Origin of the sequence: Cronobacter muytjensii ATCC 51329 (assembly GCF_001277195.1) — a bacterium.
GTDB lineage: Bacteria > Pseudomonadota > Gammaproteobacteria > Enterobacterales > Enterobacteriaceae > Cronobacter > Cronobacter muytjensii.
Genome location: NZ_CP012268.1, coordinates 109245 through 125489 on the forward strand (window position 1 = coordinate 109245; position 16245 = coordinate 125489).

The window sequence follows — 16245 nt, forward strand, 5'->3', positions numbered from 1 at the left end:
GGAGCATCTGCCATGACGACAACACGTACCCAACAAATTCAGCAGTTAGAGCAGGAATGGACACACCCGCGCTGGGAAGGCATTCGCCGTCCCTATAGCGCGCAGGACGTGGTGAAATTACGCGGGTCGGTTAACCCGGAATGTACGCTGGCGAAGCTTGGCGCTGCCCGGATGTGGCGCCTGCTGCACGGCGAGTCGAAAAAAGGTTACGTCAACAGCCTCGGCGCGCTGACCGGCGGCCAGGCGCTGCAACAGGCGAAGGCAGGGATTGAGGCGGTCTATCTTTCCGGCTGGCAGGTGGCGGCGGACGCTAACCTCGCGGCCAGCATGTATCCGGATCAATCCCTCTATCCGGCCAACTCCGTGCCAGCGGTCGTTGAGCGGATCAACAATACGTTTCGTCGCGCCGATCAGATCCAGTGGGCGGCGGGCATTGAGCCGGGCGATCCGCGCTATGTCGACTATTTCCTGCCGATCGTGGCCGATGCCGAGGCGGGGTTTGGCGGCGTGCTTAATGCGTTCGAACTCATGAAAGCGATGATTGAAGCCGGGGCGGCGGCGGTGCATTTTGAAGATCAGCTCGCCTCGGTGAAAAAGTGCGGTCATATGGGCGGTAAAGTGCTGGTGCCGACGCAGGAGGCCATCCAGAAGCTGGTGGCAGCACGACTGGCGGCGGATGTCATGGGCGTACCGACGCTGCTGATTGCGCGCACCGACGCCGACGCGGCAGATCTCATCACCTCCGACTGCGATCCTTATGACAGTGAATTTATTACCGGCGAGCGCACCAGCGAAGGCTTCTTCCGCACACGTGCGGGCGTTGAGCAGGCCATCAGCCGCGGGCTCGCCTATGCGCCTTATGCGGATCTGGTATGGTGTGAAACCTCCACGCCGGACCTCGACCAGGCACGCCGCTTCGCCGAAGCTATCCACGCGCGTTTCCCCGGCAAGCTGCTGGCATATAACTGCTCGCCCTCATTCAACTGGAAGAAAAAACTCGATGACAAAACCATCGCGTCTTTCCAGGAGGAGCTGTCGGCGATGGGTTACAAATACCAGTTCATCACGCTCGCAGGCATCCACAGCATGTGGTTCAACATGTTTGATCTCGCCCATGCCTACGCGCAGGGCGAAGGGATGAAGCATTACGTCGAGAAAGTGCAGCAGCCTGAGTTTGCCGCAGGCAAAGAGGGCTATACCTTCGTCTCGCACCAGCAGGAAGTGGGCACCGGCTATTTCGACAACGTGACGACCATTATTCAGGGCGGCGCGTCGTCCGTCACGGCGCTGACGGGGTCGACGGAAGAAGCGCAGTTCTGACGGCGTTATGGCGGGTGGCGTTAAGCTTACCCGCCCTACGTTTGTCGGTAAGGCGTTATCGCCATGAAGCACTGTAGGGCGGGTAAGCGAAGCGCCCCCACCGTAATGGCTGACACTCTTTCCCCTTTCACACACGGAGCCTGCCTATGCCGTCGCGTGGACTCGAACTCCTTATCGCCCAAACCATCCTGCAGGGTTTTGACGCGCAATATGGCCGCTTTCTGGAGATCACTGCGGGCGCGCAGCACCGCTTCGAGCAGGCCGACTGGCATGCCGTCCAGCAGGCGATGAAAAGCCGCATCCACCTTTATGACCACCACGTCGGGCTGGTAGTGGAGCAACTGCGCTGCATCATGGAAGGAAAGGCCACCGACGCGGACTTTCTGCTGCGCGTAAAGCGCCATTACACCGAGCTGCTCCCTGATTACCCGCGTTTTGAAATCGCCGAAAGCTTTTTCAACTCGGTTTACTGCCGGCTTTACGATCACCGCTCGCTCACACCGGAGCGGCTGTTTATTTTCAGCTCTCAGCCGGCGCGACGTTTTCGCACCATTCCGCGTCCGCTCGCCAAAACGTTTTTCCCGGAGCAGGGCTGGCAACCGCTGCTCGCCACCCTGCTTGGCGATCTGCCGCTGCGCCTGCCGTGGCAGGATCTCGCGCGAGACATTCGCTACATCATCGCGCATCTCAATGAAACGCTCGGCCCGACGCGGCTCGCGCAGGCGCATCTGGAAATCGCCAACGAACTCTTTTATCGCAACAAAGCCGCCTGGCTGGTGGGTAAACTGCGCCTGCCCGACGCCACGCTGCCGTTTCTGCTGCCTGTCCACCGCAGCGACGAAGGCAAACTGTTCGTCGACACCTGCCTTACCGGCAGCGCCGGGGCCAGCATCGTCTTCGGCTTCGCCCGCTCCTATTTTATGGTGTACGCGCCGCTGCCCGCCGCGCTTGTCGAGTGGCTGCGTGAAATCCTGCCGGGGAAAACCACGGCGGAGCTCTACATGGCGATTGGCTGTCAGAAACACGCCAAAACCGAAAGCTACCGCGAATATCTCCACTACCTGCGCCATGCCGACGAGCAGTTCATTGAAGCGCCCGGCATCCGCGGCATGGTGATGCTGGTCTTCACGCTCCCGGGGTTCGACCGGGTTTTCAAAGTCATCAAAGACCGTTTCGCCCCGCAGAAGGAGATGAGCGAAGCGCACGTGCGCGCCTGCTATCAGCTGGTTAAAGAGCATGACCGCGTCGGGCGTATGGCAGACACCCAGGAGTTTGAGAATTTCGTTATCGAAAAACGGCGCATCAGCCCGGCGCTGATGGCGCTGCTGCAACAGGAGGTCGGGCAGAAGCTCACCGACATGGGCGACGCTATTTCCATCAGTCATCTTTATATCGAGCGGCGGATGGTGCCGCTCAACCTCTGGCTTGAGCAGGCGACGGGCCAGCAGTTGCGCGACGCCATCGAAGAATATGGCAACGCCATTCGTCAGCTTGCCGCGGCCAATATTTTCCCCGGCGATATGCTGTTTAAAAACTTTGGCGTCACGCGTCACGGACGGGTCGTTTTCTACGATTACGACGAGATCTGCTACATGACCGAGGTAAACTTCCGCGATATCCCGCCGCCGCGCTACCCGGAAGACGAACTCAGCGCCGAGCCCTGGTACAGCGTCGCCCCCGGCGACGTCTTCCCGGAAGAGTTTCGCCACTGGCTCTGCGCCGACCCGAAAATCGGCCCGTTGTTTGAAGAGATGCACAGCGACCTGTTCAGCGCCAGCTACTGGCGCGCGCTACAGGCGCGTATTCGGGAAGGGCATGTGGAGGATGTATACGCCTACCGTCGGCGCCAGCGGTTTTGCGTGCGCTGGCCAAACCAAAGCAGCCCGACGGAACCTGCTATTTCCGGGCTGACGCCCTTGACGGTGAGTGAAGCAGAGTCAGGGGACGGGCCGGATGCGCCACGCCCCTCAGGCATTTTCATTTAACGCGTGTCGGGAACGGCATAGCCGCTGCCCGGCGCTCCCGTCTTAGCGAACCCCACCATAAGCCAGCGTGACTTCTTTTGCCGCCCGGATCACCAGCGCGCCCAGCTCCGTCACACGGTCGTCGGTCATCCGCGAAATAGGTCCGGAAATGGAGATCGCGGCGAATGCCTCATGATGCTCGTCATAAATGCACGCGGCCACGCAGCGCAGGCCGAGCGCATGCTCTTCATCGTCAAAGGAGTAGCCGCGCTTGCGCGTCTGGGCGAGATCGTCTTTCAGGTGCGCTGGCGCGACCAGCGTCGCATGGGTATAGGCTTTCAGCCCCTGACGATGCAGCAGCGCGGACACCTCTTCCTCGCTGAGCTGCGACAAAAACGCTTTCCCGGCGCCGGAGGCATGCATCGGCAGCTTGCCGCCAATCGGCGCGGACATGCGCATCAGCTGATTACACTGCACCTGATCGATAATAATTGCCTGATGATCGCTCTTGTCGAGCACGGCGAGGTTCACGGTTTCGCCGGAATCCTCCATCAGCTTGCGCAGAATCGGATGGACAATCGCCAGCAGGTTACGGCTCTGCAGGAAGCTGCTGCCGATAATAAACGCATGCGCGCCGATCGCCCAGTGGCCGAGATCGCCCACCTGACGGACAAAGCCCAGCTGCTGCATCGTCGTTAACAGGCGATGCGTGGTGGAGTTTGGCAGGCCGGCCTGTTGCGCCAGTTCGGTCAGCGCCACGCTGCCTTGCGATTCCGCGATCCATTCCAGCAGTTTCAGGCCGCGCGTGAGCGACTGCACCTGGCCCGTCGCCTGCGGCGCGGCGGCAGCGGTGGCGTTACGGGGCTTTTTGCCACGTTTGGCGGGTACGGCAGCGACCATAACGGCCTCCTTTTCTGTATCGTGGAAATCATTTTCGTTTTATTTGGCGATAATGCAACCGCCAGGCAACTCATCGGATCAGTGAATAATGAACATGTCTCAAGTTGCCGCCGCGCGCCTTTCCCGCCCGATCGCTTTATGCCAGTATGGTTCGCTGGCCTTTCCGGCCTGGGTTGAGTCGAGTATCAGGAGCATATGTGAGTAGCAAAACTGAACAGCTGCGCCAGCAACTAGCTGAACGCATTATGGTGCTGGACGGCGGTATGGGCACCATGATCCAGAGCTATCGTCTGGATGAAGAGGATTTCCGCGGCGAGCGTTTTGCCGACTGGCCGTGCGATCTCAAAGGTAATAATGACCTGCTGGCGCTCACCCGGCCTGACATCATCGCGGCTATTCACTACGCCTACTTCGAGGCGGGCGCCGATATTATCGAGACCAACACCTTCAACTCGACGACCATCGCGATGGCCGATTACCAGATGGAATCACTGTCGGCCGAAATCAACCTGGAGGCCGCGAAGCTCGCCCGCGCCTGCGCCGACGAATGGACTGCGCGCACGCCGGAAAAACCGCGCTATGTGGCAGGTGTGTTAGGGCCCACTAACCGCACGGCATCCATTTCGCCTGATGTTAACGACCCGGCCTTTCGAAACGTCACTTTTGATCAACTGGTAGACGCCTACCGCGAATCCACACGCGCGCTGATTGAAGGCGGTTCGGATCTGATTCTTATCGAAACCGTGTTCGATACCCTCAACGCCAAAGCCGCAATTTTCGCCGTGAAGGCGGAGTTCGAGGCGCTCGGCGTCGAGCTGCCTGTCATGATTTCCGGCACCATTACCGACGCCTCCGGTCGCACGTTGTCGGGCCAGACCACCGAGGCGTTTTACAACTCGCTGCGTCACGCCGACGCGCTCACGTTTGGCCTCAACTGCGCGCTGGGCCCGGATGAGCTGCGCCAGTACGTGGCCGAGCTGTCGCGTATCGCGGAGTGTTACGTCACTGCGCACCCCAACGCGGGCCTGCCGAACGCCTTCGGCGAATATGATTTAGACGCCGACATCATGGCCGCGCAGATCCGCGAGTGGGCGGAATCGGGCTTTTTGAATATTGTCGGCGGCTGCTGCGGCACCACGCCGGAACATATCGCGGCCATGTGCCGCGCGGTGGATGGCGTGGCGCCGCGCAAGCTGCCGGACGTGCCGGTCGCCTGTCGCCTGGCGGGCCTTGAGCCGCTCAATATCGGCGACGACTCGCTGTTTGTAAACGTCGGCGAACGCACCAATGTTACCGGCTCCGCCAAATTCAAGCGCCTCATCAAAGAAGAGAAATACAGCGAAGCGCTGGACGTGGCGCGCCAGCAGGTCGAGAGCGGCGCGCAGATAATCGACATCAACATGGATGAGGGGATGCTCGACGCTGAAGCAGCGATGGTGCGTTTCCTTAACCTTATTGCCGGCGAGCCGGACATCGCCCGCGTGCCCATTATGATTGACTCCTCGAAATGGGACGTTATCGAAAAGGGCCTGAAGTGTATTCAGGGCAAAGGCATCGTTAACTCCATTTCGATGAAAGAGGGCGTCGAAACGTTCGTGCATCACGCAAAACTGGTGCGCCGCTATGGCGCGGCCGTGGTGGTGATGGCGTTTGACGAAGTGGGCCAGGCAGACACCCGTGAGCGCAAAATCGAAATCTGCCGGCGGGCGTACAAGATCCTTACCGAAGAGGTCGGTTTCCCGCCGGAAGATATTATCTTCGACCCAAACATCTTTGCGGTCGCAACGGGCATCGACGAGCACAACAATTATGCGCAGGATTTTATCGGCGCGTGTGAAGACATTAAACGCGAGCTGCCGCACGCGCTGATCTCCGGCGGCGTCTCGAATGTGTCGTTCTCATTTCGCGGCAACGATCCGGTGCGCGAGGCGATCCACGCCGTGTTCCTCTACTACGCCATCCGTAACGGCATGGATATGGGTATCGTTAACGCCGGGCAACTGGCGATCTACGACGACCTCCCGACCGAGCTGCGCGACGCCGTGGAAGACGTCATCCTCAACCGCCGCGCTGATGGCACCGAGCGGCTGCTGGCGCTTGCCGAGAAATACCGCGGCAGTAAAAGCGATGCGGCGGCGGACACCCAGCAGGCCGAATGGCGCTCGTGGGATGTGAAAAAGCGCCTTGAATATTCGCTGGTGAAAGGCATTACCGAATTTATCGAACAGGATACCGAAGAGGCGCGCCAGCAGGCCACCCGCCCGATTGAGGTTATTGAAGGGCCGCTGATGGATGGTATGAACGTGGTTGGCGACCTTTTCGGCGAAGGCAAAATGTTCCTGCCCCAGGTGGTGAAATCCGCGCGCGTGATGAAGCAGGCGGTGGCGTACCTGGAGCCGTACATCCAGGCGAGCAAAGAGGTCGGCAAGAGCAACGGCAAAATCGTGCTGGCGACCGTAAAAGGCGACGTGCATGACATCGGCAAAAACATCGTCGGCGTGGTGCTCCAGTGCAACAACTACGAGATTATCGATCTTGGCGTGATGGTGCCGACCGATAAAATCCTCAAAACCGCGCGCGAAGAGAACGCCGATATCATCGGGCTTTCGGGGCTGATTACGCCGTCGCTCGATGAGATGGTCAACGTCGCGAAAGAGATGGAGCGCCAGGGCTTTACGCTGCCGCTGCTGATTGGCGGCGCGACCACCTCCAAAGCGCATACGGCGGTAAAAATCGAGCAGAACTACAGCGGGCCGACGGTCTATGTGCAGAACGCATCGCGCACCGTGGGCGTCGTTTCTTCGCTGCTGTCGGATACGCTGCGCGACGATTTCGTCGCACGCACCCGCAAAGAGTATGAAACCGTGCGGATTCAGCATGCGCGTAAAAAGCCGCGAACGCCGCCGGTGACGCTCGCCGCCGCGCGTGAAAACGATCTGGCGTTCGACTGGGAGAGCTACACGCCGCCGGTAGCGCATCGCCTGGGCGTGGAAGAGGTGACCGCCAGCATCGAAACGCTGCGCAACTACATCGACTGGACGCCATTCTTCATGACCTGGTCGCTGGCCGGGAAATATCCGCGCATTTTTGAAGACGAAATTGTGGGCGTTGAGGCGCAGCGGCTGTTTAAAGACGCTAACGAGATGCTCGACACGCTGAGCGCCAATAAATCGTTAACGCCGCGCGGCGTGGTGGGGCTGTTCCCGGCGAACCGGGTTGGCGATGATATCGAAATCTACCGCGACGAGACGCGCACGCATGTGTTGTCAGTGAGTCATCACTTACGCCAGCAGACAGAGAAAGTGGGCTTTGCGAACTACTGCCTTGCAGATTTCGTGGCGCCGAAGCACAGCGGCAAAGCCGATTACCTCGGCGCGTTCGCCGTCACCGGCGGGCTGGAAGAGGACGCGCTGGCGGAAGCGTTCGATGCGCAGCACGATGATTACAATAAAATCATGGTGAAAGCGGTGGCGGATCGTCTGGCGGAGGCGTTTGCCGAGTATCTGCACGAGCGCGTGCGCAAAGTGCTGTGGGGGTATGCGCCGTATGAGAATCTCAGCAACGAAGAGCTCATCCGCGAAAATTATCAGGGCATCCGTCCGGCGCCCGGCTATCCGGCTTGCCCGGAGCACACCGAAAAGGCGGCGATCTGGAAACTGCTCGACGTCGAGAACCGTATCGGCATGAAGCTCACCGAATCCTACGCCATGTGGCCCGGCGCGTCGGTCTCCGGCTGGTACTTCAGCCACCCGGAGAGTAAATATTTCGCCGTGGCGCAGATCCAGCGCGACCAGGTGGAAGATTACGCCCAGCGTAAAGGGATGAGCGTGAGCGATGTGGAGCGGTGGCTTGCGGCGAACCTGGGTTACGACGCCGAGTAGTTTCTGGTCCTTCTGGCCTGGCTTACTCGCCAGCTTGCGCCTGGGCTGTACTCACGCGGGTCACGTAGTACGTGTACGCTCCCCGCGTTGCGTGCAGTCCGCGCGCAACCTGGCTTTACCGCCGACGGCCAGACTCTGGCCTGGCTGAATCTCCATCTTGCGTCTGGGCTGTACTCACGCGGGTCACGTACTATGTGTACGCTCTACGCTCCCCGCGTTGCGTGCAGTCCGCGCGCAGCCTGGCTTTACCGCCGACGGCCAGACGCCGTCATCCGCTCGCCGTTGAATGCGCTCAGCTTACCCATCTTACCAGTCGTAAGATGGATTTATAGGGCGGTAAGCGCAGCGCCACCCGTCATTGGTGCCTGCGCAAACGCATCCGCCAATGCCCCCGCGCAAACACGCCCGCCATAAATCACCGTCCCGCCGACTTCCTTGCGTTAACCACTTATAATGATGACAGACGAAGGCCATAACACGCTGACGCGCCTCGTCTTACGACACCCTATGGACCCTCATTGTAAGGAGAAGCCGTGTTAACGCTGTTACACCTGCTTTCTGCTGTGGCGCTGCTGGTATGGGGCACACACATTGTGCGTACCGGCGTCATGCGCGTCTTCGGCGCGCGGTTACGAAGCGTGCTTAGCCGCAGCGTGGAGAAAAAGCCGCTCGCCTTCTGCGCGGGCATCGGCGTGACGGCATTGGTGCAAAGCAGCAACGCCACCACGATGCTGGTCACCTCGTTCGTCGCACAGGATCTGGTCGCGCTCACGCCCGCGCTGGTAATTGTGCTCGGGGCCGATGTCGGGACGGCGCTGATGGCGCGCGTGCTGACATTCGATCTCTCCTGGCTCTCGCCACTGCTGATTTTTATCGGCGTCATCTTCTTTCTGAGCCGCAAACAGAGCCGCGCCGGGCAACTGGGGCGCGTCGCCATCGGGCTTGGGCTGATCCTCCAGGCGCTGGAGCTCATTGTGCAGGCGGTCACGCCCATCACCAAAGCTTCCGGCGTACAGGTCATCTTCGCCTCTCTCACCGGCGATATCATGCTTGATGCGCTTATCGGCGCGATGTTTGCTGTCATCAGCTATTCAAGCCTGGCGGCGGTGCTGCTCACCGCCACGCTTAATGCGACTGACGTTATCTCCTTTGAGGTGGCGCTCTGTCTGGTCATCGGCGCGAATTTAGGCTCCGGCCTGCTGGCGATGCTCAACAATGGGGCCGCCAGCCCGGCGGCGCGGCGGGTGGCGCTTGGCAGCCTGCTCTTTAAGCTGGTGGGCAGCCTTCTGGTATTGCCCTTCGTGCATCTGCTCGCGCAAACGCTTCATAAACTGCCGCTGGAAGAGTCGGAACTGGTTATCTATTTCCACGTCTTCTACAACCTTATTCGCTGTCTGGCGATGGTGCCGTTTGCGGGCATGATGGCGCGGCTGTGCCAGCGCATGATTGCGGATGCGCCGGAAACCGATCTGCGCATGAAGCCGCGCCATCTCGACCCGAGCGCGCTGGACACCCCGGCGCTCGGGCTTGCCAACGCCGCGCGCGAGACGCTGCGCATTGGTGATGTGCTGGAGCAGATGCTGGAGGTCTACGGTAAGGTGATGCACGGCGAGCCGCGCCAGGAAAAGGCGCTGCGACGGCTCGCCGACGATGTCGACGTGCTCTACACCGCCATCAAACTCTATATGGCGCGTATGCCGAAAGAAGATCTGGCGGAGGCCGAGGCGAAGCGCTGGGCGGAAATCATCGAGATGTCGCTCAACCTTGAACAGGCGGCGGATATTCTGGAGCGCATGGGCAGTGAGGTGGCGGATAAATCTCTCGCCGCGCGCCGCGCGTTTTCACCGGAGGGCATCAAAGAACTGGATACGCTGCTGACCCAGCTCACCGCCAACCTGAAGCTGAGCCTGTCGGTCTTTTTCTCCGGCGACGTGCCGAGCGCCCGCCGCCTGCGGCGCTATAAGCATCGTTTCCGCATTCTCAACCGGCGCTACGCGCACGCGCATGTGGATCGGCTGCATCAGCAAAACGTGCAGAGCATCGAAACCAGCTCGCTGCATCTCGGGCTGCTTGGCGATATGAAGCGCCTCAACTCGCTCTTCTGCGCCGTGGCCTACAGCATTCTGGAACAGCCGGACGACGATGAGGAAAGGCTGGAGGAGTAATCGGCAACGCTTTCCGGCGCTTACAAAAAACCTCGCGGCTGGCGAGGTTTTTTATTCTGGCGTGCAGAACGCACGTAACGCCGCGCTGCCGTTAACGCCTGCCGCGAACCGGCGTGCTCGCGGACCACGAAAAGGTCGCTTCGCTGTCCGGTTTATACGCCTGCGCTTTTTTCTGTTTGCGGGTTTGTCTGGCGGCGAGTTCGCGCTGCGCCATCAGCTTGTCGATATACTCTTTTTTAACGTGATTCGCTTCGGAATTGGTAAGCGGGCGGCCGTGGGCGATGCGGGCGCGGTCGAGCAGGGTTTTTAACTCGCGCTGTTCGCTTTCTGTCATCTCTTTCTGGGTCAGTCGGGGCAGGGACATGGTAGCGACTCCTCAGGGGGTGAGCCGCCAGTGTAACGCAACGCCGCGGGCAACACAGTAAATAAGCCCGGCAAAACCGGGCTTATTTCTTCAGGCTTTACGCTTGCGCCGCTTCTTCGTCGCGCTGGCGTCTACCGGTTTGCCGGACCAGTAACCGGCCAGCAGCGAGCCGGAAAGATTATGCCAGACTGAGAACAGCGCGCCGGGAAGCGCGGCGAGCGGCGAGAAGTAGATTTTGCCGAGCGCGGCGGCGAGCCCGGAGTTCTGCATGCCGACTTCAATCGCCAGCGTCCGGCAGGTAGATTCGTCAAAGCCAAACAGGCGTCCGCCCCAGTAACCGCCGAGCAGCCCGATGCTGTTATGCAGGATCACCGCCACAATCACCATCAACCCGACGGACGCGATATGCGCCGCCGACCCTGCCACCACAGCGCTGATAATCGCCAGAATACAGACCATCGAAAACGCCGGCAGATACGGCTCTACCGCTTTCACCAGCCGGGGAAAGAGATGATGAACAATCAGCCCCAGCGCAATCGGGATCACGACGATTTGCAGAATGCTCAGCAGCATGCCCATCACATCCACCTGAATATGGGCGTCCACGTACAGGCGTGTCAGCAGCGGGGTGGCGACAACGCCTACCAGCGTCGAGACTGACGAAATAGTCACTGACAACGCCACGTCTCCCTTCGCCAGATAAATCATCACGTTAGACGCCGTACCGCTCGCCACGCTACCGACCAGCACCATGCCGGCGGAGAGATCCGGCGGCATATGAAACAGCAGCGCCAGCAGCCACGCGGCGAGCGGCATCACCAGGTAGTGCAGGAAAATCCCGGCCGCCACCGGCGCAGGGCGTGACAGGACACGTTTAAAATCGTCGATTTTCAGGTGCACGCCCATGCCGAACATAATCAGCATCAACAGAGCGCTGACCCACGGGCCGACAGGGGTAAATGTAGAAGGCGTGTAGTACGCCATAACCGAGAGCAGCAGCGCCCAGAGCGGGAACAGCCGGGTAAATATCGCGAGCATCGTGTTTTCCTTGCAGCCCCGTCGTTATGCGCGTTGCCGTCAGGCGGAGCCTTGCCGCAACCCGTTTTCAATGGGGAGAATGTTGTGTTGTGTCGTTATAAAAAAGCCGGGAGCGAGCCCGGCCATAGGTATTGTTTATCGTGCAAGGAAAAGTTATTCAAACGAATTATGGTGAAAGTCCCTCATCCGGCGTCTCTGACGTTCTCCCAGCTAAGCCCGAAGCGCGCCAGATATTTACGCAGCCGGTCGGCGTCGTTCGGGTTGGCTTTTTTCTGGCGTGAAACAGCGAATAGCGTGCGTCCGGCTTCAGAGAGCGAGGCGCTACGCCTGCACACGGCGATCACCGCCGCCAGCTGATCCCGGTCGAAAAGATCGAGCGTCGCCGTGTCGACGGGCAGCGCGGCGGCAGGGCCTGACAGCGGCTGCCAGCTCGCCTTCAGGCGTGTTATCTCTTCCTCCACCAGCGCGTCAGTAATGCGCCCCTGCTCGGCAAGGGTCGCCATGCGCGCCACGGAGCTGCCCAGCTCGCGGAAATTACCCGGCCAGCGCGCCTGGGGCGAACAGGCGAAGGTGAGATAGGCCTCCCGCGCCGTTTTATCAAAGCGGATCTGCGTCTGCTGCTGGGTGGAGAAGCGTTGCAGTTCATATTCCACGTTAGGCGCGATATCCTCGCGCCGCTCGGCAAGCCCTGGCAGCGCGAAAGCCCACATATTGATGCGCGCATAGAGGTCTTCGCGAAAACGCCCTTCGGCGACCCACTTTTGCATGTCGCGATGCGTACCGGCGATCAGCTGAAAATCGCTCTGCACCTCTTTATCCGCGCCGAACGGGAAAAAGGTTTTTTCCTCAATCGCTTTGAGCAGCATCGCCTGCTCGTCAAGCCCCAGCTCGGCTATCTCATCAAGAAACAACACGCCGCCATCGGCCTCGCGCAAAAGCCCTGGCCGCGCCTGCTGCGCGCCGGTAAAGGCGCCTTTCACATGGCCGAACAGCGTCGACATCGCGTTATCGCCGCGCAGCGTCGCGCAGTTAACTGACACCAGCCGCCCCTGCACAAGGTGGCGCGCCTGGCGCAGCTGGAAAATGCGCCTCGCGAGAAACGATTTGCCCGCGCCGGTGGGCCCGGTCAGCAGGATGGGCGCGGTCGATCGCAACGCCACGCGCTCGATCTGGTCGATCAGGCGGTTAAAGGTGGCGTTGCGTGTGTCGATGCCCGATTTCAGAAAGGAGACAGACTGCTGCTGTTCGCGCTGAAAACGGCTGGTGAGTGCCGCATAGCGGCTTAAATCGAGATCGATAACTGAGCGGGTGCCGATGGCTTTTTCCGCGTCCGTAACGTCGCCCCTGGCCGGGCTGGTTTGCAGCAGGCTCGCGGGCAGGTAGCGGGCTTCCGTCAGCAGGAACCAGCAGATCTGCGCCACGTGCGTGCCGGTGGTGATATGCACCAGATACTCTTCATTGTCGGTATCAAACGTATAGTGTGTGGCGAAATCCAGCAGCGCGGCGTAAACCTCTTCGAAATCCCACGGGTCGTCCATCACGACGGTATGCGAACGCACTTCCGTATGCGGCGAGACGGCGGCGATATCTTCTGTCACCCGCTCTGCGAGCGACGCATCGTGCGCCTGATGCAGCAGTTCAAACCGGTCGATGGGCAAATCAGGCTGCTGACACAGCGCGATACTGGGGCGCCATTTCGTCCAGCGGTTAGCGCGTTTACCGCGCTGGTCCAGCACAGTACCAAGCATGCCTATCACCACGCGGCGCTTTTGCATCTCTTATCCTTAAATATAAATAGCGATATTTAAAGATAAATCATAACCCTTTTCAGCCTGCTCGTTGCACAGAATTTGAAAAAATTAGCTCATTATAATCAATATCTTAAAAATTTAACTTTCCCTTAACCGAAACTGGCACGGTTCTGGCAATGATTACTGCGTCAGCACGCTGGATATGCAGGGGCTATTGACCCCGCCGGCGCACCGGGAACGGTAACACGTTATCCAGGGGGCGTTCCGCCAGTGAAATGACCCGGAAAACTTTCGGTTTATCAGGTTCGACTCCTGAATGTGATTTTCTCCTTCCAGAGAAACGTTATCAGCAGTACCCCGGCGGTTGAGTGGTTAGCGACTGCCACACGCTGACGCCGGTCATGGCGCCGGGCGGCAGGCAGAAAAGACCAGAACAGCGGTCGCTTCCCCCTTCCGCTTCGCGCCATTATCCGCGTCAGCCAGAACAGTAAGGGAAAAAATGAATAACAACGTGACGATTCGTAAGGGCCAGTTGGGTTTGCTGGCAAAACAGGGCGACTATTATCAGGTGCTGGAAGCGGGCGAGCATCGCCTGCCGTGGTTTAACAAACCGGACGTCACCATCGTGGCGCTGAACAGCGGCGATGTGGCGCCGGAGCTGGCCGATTATTTGCGTCGTTTTCAGCCAGAATGGGTAGCGAAGTATTGCCTGGCGGTCGATACCGCTGATAACGAAACGGCGGCGCTGTGGCGCAACAACGTGCTGGTGGAAATTATCCCGCCGGGCGCACGTCGTCTCTTCTGGCGTGACGGCGACAGCCTGCGCGCCGCGCTTGTCGATACTCGTGACGTGCAGGTGCCGACGGAAATCATGAACGCGGTATTGCAGCCACGCGGTCGCGATGCGGCGGTGAAGGGCCGCGACGCAGTCCTTGCCGTCAACGTACCGGCGTGGCACGTGGGCGTGCTGAAAATCGACGGCGTCACCCAGCCGCTGCTGCCGCCAGGCTTAAGCGCCTACTGGAAAATCAACCACCTGGTAGAAGCCGAAGTGGTGGATACGCGTATTCAGGCGATGGATGTCTCCGGCCAGGAGATCCTGACCAAAGATAAAGTGAACCTGCGCATCAACCTCGGCGCGAACTGGCGCTATCAGGACGTGTTGCAGGCGTACAGCCAGCTTGCCAAACCGCTGGAGTATTTATACCGCGAACTGCAATTCGCGCTGCGCGAGGCGGTCGGCACCCGCACGCTCGATGAACTGCTAGAAAACAAACAGGTGATTGATGACGTGGTGAGTGCGCAGGTGATTGCCCGCATGGCGCCGTTTGGCATCGAGGTCGCGTCAACCGGTGTGAAAGATATTGTCCTGCCGGGCGAGATGAAAACGATTTTGTCACGGCTGGTGGAAGCGGAGAAATCCGCGCAGGCCAATGTTATCCGCCGCCGTGAAGAGACCGCCGCGACCCGTTCGCTGCTGAACACCGCGAAAGTCATGGAAAACAACCCGGTCGCCCTGCGACTGAAAGAACTCGAAACCCTGGAAAAAGTGGCGGAGCGTATCGATAAGATCTCCGTTTTCGGCGGCCTGGATCAGGTGCTGCAGGGGCTGGTACAGATTAAAGGTGTATGAAAATGAAAGAAAACTATCAGACGCTGGCGCAGGTTAACGGCGCGCCGGTAAAAATGTGGACGCACGGCGTACCGGTGGAGCCGGAAGCGCGCGAGCAACTGCTGAAGACGGCAAAAATGCCATTTATCTTTAAACACCTGGCGGTAATGCCGGATGTGCACCTGGGTAAAGGCTCCACCATCGGCAGCGTGATCCCGACCAAAGGCGCGATTATCCCGGCGGCGGTAGGTGTCGATATCGGCTGCGGAATGATCGCGGTGCGCACCTCGCTTGTCGCGCGCGATCTGCCGGATAACCTGAGCGGGCTGCGTAGCGCTATCGAGCAGGCCGTTCCGCACGGGCGTAACGTCGGTCACGGTAAGCGCGATAAAGGGTCGTGGTCGAACACGCCGCAGGATGTGGATAATCACTGGGCGACGCTCGCGCCGCGCTTTAAGCGCCTGACCGATAAATATCCCAACCTGCTGAAAACCAATAATCATCAGCATCTGGGAACGCTCGGTACCGGCAACCACTTTATCGAGATCTGCCTTGATGAGCAGGAGCGCGTCTGGGTGATGCTGCACAGCGGGTCACGCGGCGTGGGTAACGCCATCGGCACCCACTTTATCGGGCTTGCCCAGAAAGATATGCAACGCCATATTGCCAATCTGCCGGACCGCGACCTCGCTTATTTTGAAGAGGGCAGCAAGCACTACGCCGATTACATCGAAGCGGTAGAGTGGGCGCAGGATTTTGCCCGCCAGAACCGCGAAGTGATGATGAACCGCGTGCTGGCTGCGCTGTCCGCCATCATTACGAAGCCATTTATGACGCAGCAGGAGGCCGTGAACTGCCACCATAACTATGTGCAGAAGGAAACGCACTTTGGTGAAGAGATCCTGGTGACGCGTAAAGGGGCGGTGTCGGCGCAGAAAGGGCAGATGGGGATAATCCCAGGCTCAATGGGCGCGAAAAGTTTTATCGTGCGTGGGCTGGGTAATGAAGAGAGCTTCTGCTCATGCAGCCACGGCGCCGGGCGTACCATGAGCCGTACCGCGGCGAAAAAACGCTTCACAGTGGAAGATCAAATTCGCGCCACGGCGCATGTTGAGTGTCGTAAAGACAGCGACGTGATCGACGAAATTCCGATGGCGTATAAAGACATCGAGGCCGTGATGGCGGCGCAGTCGTCGCTGGTGGAAATTGTGCATACGTTGCGTCAGGTCGTGTGCGTTAAGGGATAATTT

General features: G+C 59.6%; 10 protein-coding genes. 6 read left to right on the forward strand and 4 right to left on the reverse strand.

Going from position 1 to position 16245, the window contains the following annotated elements:
• The first annotated feature begins 12 nt into the window (after positions 1-12).
• Both aceA and aceK read left to right on the forward strand, forming a co-directional pair.
• Positions 13-1320, forward strand: a complete 1308-nt coding sequence (gene aceA, locus AFK63_RS00635; RefSeq protein ID WP_038867264.1) for an isocitrate lyase — start codon at positions 13-15, stop codon at positions 1318-1320.
• Positions 1321-1466: 146 nt separating this feature from the next.
• Positions 1467-3305: a bifunctional isocitrate dehydrogenase kinase/phosphatase gene (gene aceK, locus AFK63_RS00640; protein ID WP_050568201.1), complete on the forward strand. Its 1839-nt coding sequence runs from the start codon at positions 1467-1469 to the stop codon at positions 3303-3305.
• A 42-nt stretch (positions 3306-3347) separates the two neighbouring features.
• On the opposite strand, the gene iclR is transcribed toward aceK, so the two are convergent.
• On the reverse strand, positions 3348-4184 hold the full coding sequence (iclR, locus tag AFK63_RS00645; protein ID WP_038867268.1) for a glyoxylate bypass operon transcriptional repressor IclR: 837 nt from the start codon (positions 4182-4184) through the stop codon (positions 3348-3350).
• Between the two features lie 197 nt (positions 4185-4381).
• Here iclR and metH point away from each other — a divergent pair, with 197 nt between their 5' ends.
• The gene (gene metH / locus AFK63_RS00650) at positions 4382-8065 is read left to right on the forward strand and encodes a methionine synthase (protein ID WP_038867270.1); all 3684 of its coding nucleotides are present in this window, start codon (positions 4382-4384) and stop codon (positions 8063-8065) included.
• Between the two features lie 533 nt (positions 8066-8598).
• Positions 8599-10230 (forward strand): Na/Pi cotransporter family protein, encoded by a 1632-nt coding sequence (locus tag AFK63_RS00655; protein ID WP_038867272.1) that lies wholly within the window; start codon positions 8599-8601, stop codon positions 10228-10230.
• Positions 10231-10321: 91 nt separating this feature from the next.
• Here the strand turns inward: AFK63_RS00655 and AFK63_RS00660 are convergent, their stop codons facing one another.
• From AFK63_RS00660 to rtcR, 3 genes are all read right to left on the reverse strand, one after another.
• Positions 10322-10594: a DUF3811 domain-containing protein gene (locus AFK63_RS00660; RefSeq protein WP_038867274.1), complete on the reverse strand. Its 273-nt coding sequence runs from the start codon at positions 10592-10594 to the stop codon at positions 10322-10324.
• A gap of 90 nt (positions 10595-10684) precedes the next feature.
• Complete coding sequence (gene panS / locus AFK63_RS00665; protein WP_038867277.1) at positions 10685-11632, reverse strand: ketopantoate/pantoate/pantothenate transporter PanS; 948 nt, start codon at positions 11630-11632, stop codon at positions 10685-10687.
• Between the two features lie 182 nt (positions 11633-11814).
• Positions 11815-13407, reverse strand: coding sequence for an RNA repair transcriptional activator RtcR (gene rtcR, locus AFK63_RS00670; RefSeq protein WP_038867280.1), 1593 nt, complete (start codon positions 13405-13407; stop codon positions 11815-11817).
• Between the two features lie 475 nt (positions 13408-13882).
• Between rtcR and AFK63_RS00675 the strand changes: the two genes are divergently transcribed.
• Both AFK63_RS00675 and AFK63_RS00680 read left to right on the forward strand, forming a co-directional pair.
• Positions 13883-15016, forward strand: a complete 1134-nt coding sequence (locus tag AFK63_RS00675) for a slipin family protein (RefSeq protein WP_038867282.1) — start codon at positions 13883-13885, stop codon at positions 15014-15016.
• A 2-nt stretch (positions 15017-15018) separates the two neighbouring features.
• Positions 15019-16242, forward strand: coding sequence for an RtcB family protein (locus tag AFK63_RS00680; RefSeq protein ID WP_038867284.1), 1224 nt, complete (start codon positions 15019-15021; stop codon positions 16240-16242).
• Positions 16243-16245: the final 3 nt, after the last annotated feature.

Excerpts from the sequence above, each read along its gene's own strand:
- aceA (WP_038867264.1), top strand. The coding sequence starts at position 13 with ATGACGACAACACGTACCCAACAAATTCAGCAGTTAGAGCAGGAATGG.
- aceK (WP_050568201.1), top strand. The coding sequence starts at position 1,467 with ATGCCGTCGCGTGGACTCGAACTCCTTATCGCCCAAACCATCCTGCAG.
- iclR (WP_038867268.1), bottom strand. The coding sequence starts at position 4,184 with ATGGTCGCTGCCGTACCCGCCAAACGTGGCAAAAAGCCCCGTAACGCC.
- AFK63_RS00660 (WP_038867274.1), bottom strand. The coding sequence starts at position 10,594 with ATGTCCCTGCCCCGACTGACCCAGAAAGAGATGACAGAAAGCGAACAG.
- panS (WP_038867277.1), bottom strand. The coding sequence starts at position 11,632 with ATGCTCGCGATATTTACCCGGCTGTTCCCGCTCTGGGCGCTGCTGCTC.
- rtcR (WP_038867280.1), bottom strand. The coding sequence starts at position 13,407 with ATGCAAAAGCGCCGCGTGGTGATAGGCATGCTTGGTACTGTGCTGGAC.
- AFK63_RS00675 (WP_038867282.1), top strand. The coding sequence starts at position 13,883 with ATGAATAACAACGTGACGATTCGTAAGGGCCAGTTGGGTTTGCTGGCA.
- AFK63_RS00680 (WP_038867284.1), top strand. The coding sequence starts at position 15,019 with ATGAAAGAAAACTATCAGACGCTGGCGCAGGTTAACGGCGCGCCGGTA.